The following is a 5,311-nucleotide window of genomic DNA, read 5'->3' on the forward strand; positions in this document are numbered from 1 at the left end:
ACCGGCAGTGGCGGATAGGCGGCCACCATCAGCCCGGCGAGACCGCCGAGCGACGCGCCGACCAGCACCGGCGGCCGTGCCAGCGTAGCGGTAACGGCGCGCACGTCGGCGGCGAACAGGGTGAGATCGTAGACGCCGTCCGGCGACCAGCCGCTCTCGCCGTGACCGCGCAGATCGAGCGAGATCGCGCGATAGCCGGCTTTCGCCGCCTGCGCGATGGCATGGCCCCAGCTCTGCCGGGTCTGGCCGCCGCCGTGGAGGAACAGCACCGGAATAGCGTCCGCCGGTCCGTCCGCGTCGGCGATCAGGGTGACCCCGGCGCCCTGATATTCGATCCGCTCCATCCGCTCTTGCTCCTGCTTGCCCTCACGTACCGTCAAGGCCACAAACCGGGCCGCGAAGCGAAGCCCTCCCGCTCGCCTGAGAGCGGTTATCGCCGCCGCGATGGCCAGGGGCGTTGCGGCCGGCCGGCCGGCACGTCATGTCTATGCACCCGCGGCGACAGAGCGAGAGGAGTGGCATGGCGGGCAAGATCATCGTTATCACGGGCGCGAACGGCGGTCTCGGTCGCGCGCTGGCGCAGCGCTTCGCGGGCGACGGCGAGACCGTGGTGCTGCTCGGCCGCTCGCTCGACAAGGTGCGGGCGGTGGCGGACGCGATCGGCGGAAGCGCGCTGGCCGTGGAATGCGACGTGACCTCGGCGGATTCGGTGCGCGCGGCCTTCGCCGAGATCGCCCGGACGCACCCGAAGATCGATGCGCTGATCAACAACGCGGCGATCTTCAAGCCCTTCCTGGTCGAGGAAGCGAGCGACGAGCAGATCCTCGGCGCCGTGCTCACCAATCTTGCCGGCCCGATCTTCTGCTCCCGTTCCGCGATCCCCATGCTCAGCCGCGGCGGGCACATCATCAACCTGAGTTCGGAATCGATCGACGAACCGTTCGCGCATCTCACCCTTTATCAGGCGACGAAAGCCGGGCTCGAGACATTCGGCGTGCATCTCCACGCCGAGTTGGGCGAGAAGGGTATCCGCGTGACCACGGTCCGCGCCGGGCAGATGATGGGCGACGGCACGACCATGCCCGAAATGGATCCGGTGGCGATGGAGCGCTTCTTCGAAGCGTCGATGAAGCGTGGGCTCAACCTGATGGCGCGGGGCATATCGCAATATCATTCGACCACCGCCATCTTCCGCACGCTGCTCGATCTGCCACCCGACGTGCATGTCGGCGTGGTCCGCTTCCAGAGCCGCGTGCTCGACTGATCATTTCCGCCGGCCCCAGTCACGCGAGCCGGTCGCAGCAGAGGAAAGACCCATGGCTACCCTATCCGACGGCAAGCTTTACATCGACGGCAAACTGCGCGACGCGGCGGGCGGCAAGACCTACGACGACATCGGACCTTGGACGGGCGAGGTGATCGCCCGCGCCGCCGACGCCTCCGCCGAAGACATGGAAGAGGCGATCGCCGCGGCGCGACGCGCCTTTGACGAGACCGACTGGCCGACCAACCCGGCCAAGCGTCGGGAACTGGTGACGAAGCTGGTCGAAAAACTGAAGGCCAACCGCGACCGGCTGGCCGAAATCGCGCGGCACGAGGTCGGCTCCGCGCCTGGCGCGACGGCGATGGCGCAGGTCGACGGCCCACTCGGTTTCATCCACCGCTTGTTCGACATCTTCGACCAGATCGAATGGGAAAAGCCGATGGGCGACAGCACAACCTTCGGCCTGAAAACCGACCGGATCGTGGTCAAGGAACCGATCGGCGTGGTCGGCGTCATCACGCCTTGGAACGCGCCGCTCTACATCAGCATCGGCAAGGTGATCCCGGCGCTGCTGGTCGGCTGCACCGTCGTCATCAAGCCCGCGCCCGACACGCCGCTGATGAGCGCGATCTGGGGCGAACTGGCGGACGAGGTCGGCTTGCCCGCCGGCGTGCTCAACGTCGTCACCGGCAGCGATCCGGCGCTGCTCGGCGAGATGCTGACGACCGACCCGCGCATCGACCTCATCTCCTTCACCGGGTCGACCGGGGTGGGCAAGCGGATCATGGAGAAGGGCTCGGCGACGCTGAAACGCGTGTTCTTGGAACTTGGCGGCAAGTCCGCCGCGATCGTGCTCGAGGACACGCCCGATTTCGCCATGACGGTCGCGCAGTCGATCGTCTGCTTCCACGCCGGCCAGGGCTGCGCGACGATCACCCGCCTGCTCGTGCCCCGGAGCCGCTACGAGGAGGCGATCGCGGTGCTCGAGCAGACCTACGCCTATTACGCCACGATGTGGGGCAATCCGGATGATCCCGCCAACGTGATGGGCCCGCTGATCTCGGCGCGCCAGCGCGACCGGGTGATGTCCTACATCGAAAGCGGCAAGGCCGAGGGCGCACGCCTGCTCGCTGGCGGCAATATCGCGATCGACAAGGGCGCCGGCTTCTTCGTCGAGCCGACCTGTTTCGTCGACGTCACCAACGACATGAAGATCGCGCGCGAGGAAATATTCGGGCCGGTGCTGGTCGTCATCCCCTTCGAGGACGACGAGGATGCGATCCGCATCGCCAACGACAGCGACTACGGCCTTTCCGGCGCGGTTCGCTCGGGCAATCCGGAGCGCGCGCTGCGCATCGCCCGGCGCATCCGGAGCGGCACGATCAGCATCAACGGGGGCCTGCCGATCAATGTCGACCTGCCCTTCGGTGGCTACAAGCAATCGGGCATCGGCAAGGAATGGGGGCTTGAGGGCTTCCACGAATATCTCGCCACCAAGGCGATCGGCGTCGGCATCGCCGCTTGACGTGACTGTGCACGACAGTTGGGATGGCGGCCGTTCCGAACAGGATGACGTGACCCGATGCTGACAGAAACCCGAGCCAAGCCCCGATCGCAGGAGGTGAGCCACAACCTCCTGGGGCAGCGGCTCGGCCGCAAGGGGCAGGAAACCCGCGAGCGCATATTGCGGGCCGCGCTCTGCCTGCTCGGCAAACCCCAGCAGGATGCGCCGATCACGCTGAGCGGCGTCGCGCGCGAAGCGTCGGTCGGCATGACCACGCTCTATCTCTACTTCCCCGATCTTGGCGCTCTCGTACTGGCCGCGCTCCGCCGGGTGATGGACAGCGCCGACGACGCCTTCATCGACAGGCTGCGCGGCAGATGGCCGGATGAGCGGCTGGAGGAATCCTGCCTCGATTTCCTGCGCGCGCACTATCGGTTCTGGCGCCGTCATGCGCGCATCCTGCACATGCGCAACAACTTCGCCGACGAGGACGACGCGCGTTTCGTCGAGTATCGCAATCGCATGTCGTTCCCGCTGATCGGATTGCTGGCACGGCAGATGGATGGCAACCCGCGCGCCGGCGTGGACGGAGATCCTGGTTCGCGCGAGCAGCGCGCCGTGTTTCTCGCCACCGTGCTGTTGACCGGCTTCGAACGGCTCGCGACGGTGATCACCACCACCTATTTCCGCGAGACGGTACAGGAGCAGGGGGTCGAGGACGAAGCGGGTCATGTCGATCGCATGTTGTGCGCGCAGGCGCGGCTGATCGCGCTCGGCATCCGCGATATCCGCGCGACTGCGGACTGAGCAGGCGGGTCGGTGATGATCGAGGATGCGCTCGGCGCGGCTCAGCTTATCGCGCTGGAGCCGGTCGGACCGGACCGGCTGCGCAGCGCGCTCAACCAGGACAATCGCGCCGGCATGATCTTCGGCGGCCAGCCGCTCTGCCAGGCGCTTGCCGCCGCGTGCACGACGGTGGCGGACTGGCCGGCGCACAGTCTGTCGGCCATGTTCCTGCGCGGCGGCGTGGTCGCCGAGCCTGTCGATTATCAGGTCGAGCGGTCGCGCGACGGCCGCCGCTTCGCGCAACGCCGGGTGCTCGCCACGCAGGGTGGTCGCCCGATCTTCGATCTGCTCTGCTCGTTTCACGATCCGGAGGACGGTGGCGCGTACCAGATGGGGGATGTCGAGGGTGTGCCCGCGCCCGAGACGTTGCCCAGCCTGCGGGATTATGTCCTCGGCCATGCCGATCGCCTGCCGAAAGTGCTGGTGCACAGCGCGCGTCTTCCCTTTCCGGTGGAGATCCGGCTGATCGATCCCGACGCGATCCTCTTGGGGACGATGGAACTTCGCCAGCGTGACCATTGGTTCCGCATGCCCAGCGCCGCCGGCATCGCCGCGGGCCACGCGCACCAGTGCCTGCTCGCCTTCGCTTCCGATTATTGGCTGGCGGGCACGGCGAGCGCGGGCCGGCGCGTCCATGTCGCCTCGCTCAACCACAGCCTCTGGTTCCATGCGCCGATGAACGCGGGCGACTGGCTGCTCTATCGCACCGACAGCCCCTGGGCGGGGCAAGGCCGGGGGCTTGCCCGCGGGCTGATTTACGATCGCTCGGGCGTGCTGGTCGCGAGCGTCGCGCAGGAGATCAGTGCGCGTGCCAGGCCGCATCGCCGGGACGATCAGGGCGCGGCGGCCGTGGGAGCCGAACGAGACCTAGGCTAGCGTCCCGAAAGGAAACGCCGCTCCACGGATGCGGCGAGAGGCGAGGAGAGGGAACCATGGCCGATTTCCTGGGCTATGCGGGCAAGCGTGTCGTCATCGCCGGCTGCCATTCGGGCATGGGCGAGGCGACGGCCCGGCTGCTGCTCGAGCTTGGCGCCGAGGTGCATGGCATCGACTACAAGCCTTGCGCGCTCGATCTCGCCTCCTTCACCCGCATCGACATACGCGACGAGGCGCAGATCGCCGCCGGCGTCGCTGAAATCGGCGGCCGGATCGATGCGCTGTTCAATTGCGCGGGGATGCCCGGCTTGTTCGGGGCGATGGAGGTAATGAAGACCAACTTCCTCGGCACCCGCGCGCTGACCGAGGCGGTGATGCCGCTGATGGACGACGGCGGCGCCATCGCCAGCATCGCGTCGACCGCCGGGATCGGTTGGCCGACCCGCCTGCCGACCGTGCTCGAACTGGTCAACACGAAGAGCTATGCCGAGGGTCTCGCGTGGTGCGAGGCGCATCCGAACGAGGTCAGCGAGGGCTATGTCCTCTCCAAGGAGGCGGTGATCGTCTGGACGATGGCGCTGGCCGACGAGCTGGTCGCGCGCGGCATCCGCATCAACTGCACCATGCCGGGGCCGACGCAGACGCCGATGTGGCCGCATTTCGAGGCCAGCGCGCCGGCCGCGATCCTCGAAGCCGCGGCCCAGCCGATCGGGCGCCGGTCCACCCCCGAGGAACAGTCGGGGGCGCTGGTCTTCCTGAACAGCGATGCGGCGAGCTACATCAGCGGCGTCGCGCTGCCCGTGGATGGCGGGCGCGCCGGC

The 5,311-nt window shown here is 67.8% G+C and carries 6 protein-coding genes; 5 read left to right on the top strand and 1 reads right to left on the bottom strand.

Annotated features, from left to right (window positions below; genetic code table 11):
• Positions 1 to 386 (bottom strand): alpha/beta fold hydrolase (locus tag HUU94_RS11460; RefSeq protein WP_217429615.1); only part of this gene is annotated, 386 nt, incomplete at its 3' end.
• Between the two features lie 134 nt (positions 387 to 520).
• On the opposite strand from HUU94_RS11460, the gene HUU94_RS11465 reads away from it, so the two are divergent.
• The 5 genes from HUU94_RS11465 to HUU94_RS11485 form a co-directional block, all read left to right on the top strand.
• Positions 521 to 1,264 carry an SDR family oxidoreductase gene (locus HUU94_RS11465; RefSeq protein ID WP_174275206.1) on the top strand — a complete coding sequence of 248 codons (744 nt, stop codon included), beginning with the start codon at positions 521 to 523 and terminating at the stop codon, positions 1,262 to 1,264.
• Positions 1,265 to 1,316: 52 nt separating this feature from the next.
• Entirely contained in the window at positions 1,317 to 2,789 is a 1,473-nt protein-coding gene (locus tag HUU94_RS11470; protein WP_174275207.1) for an aldehyde dehydrogenase family protein, read from the top strand.
• A gap of 96 nt (positions 2,790 to 2,885) precedes the next feature.
• Positions 2,886 to 3,575, top strand: coding sequence for a TetR/AcrR family transcriptional regulator (locus HUU94_RS11475; RefSeq protein WP_174275208.1), 690 nt, complete (start codon positions 2,886 to 2,888; stop codon positions 3,573 to 3,575).
• A 15-nt stretch (positions 3,576 to 3,590) separates the two neighbouring features.
• Entirely contained in the window at positions 3,591 to 4,490 is a 900-nt protein-coding gene (locus HUU94_RS11480) for an acyl-CoA thioesterase (protein ID WP_174275209.1), read from the top strand.
• A gap of 56 nt (positions 4,491 to 4,546) precedes the next feature.
• The coding region (locus HUU94_RS11485) for a coniferyl-alcohol dehydrogenase (RefSeq protein ID WP_174275210.1) at positions 4,547 to 5,311 on the top strand (765 nt) is incomplete at its 3' end.

This window comes from Sphingomonas bacterium (genome assembly GCF_903644055.1).
In the GTDB taxonomy this organism is placed as follows: domain Bacteria; phylum Pseudomonadota; class Alphaproteobacteria; order Sphingomonadales; family Sphingomonadaceae; genus Sphingomonas_I.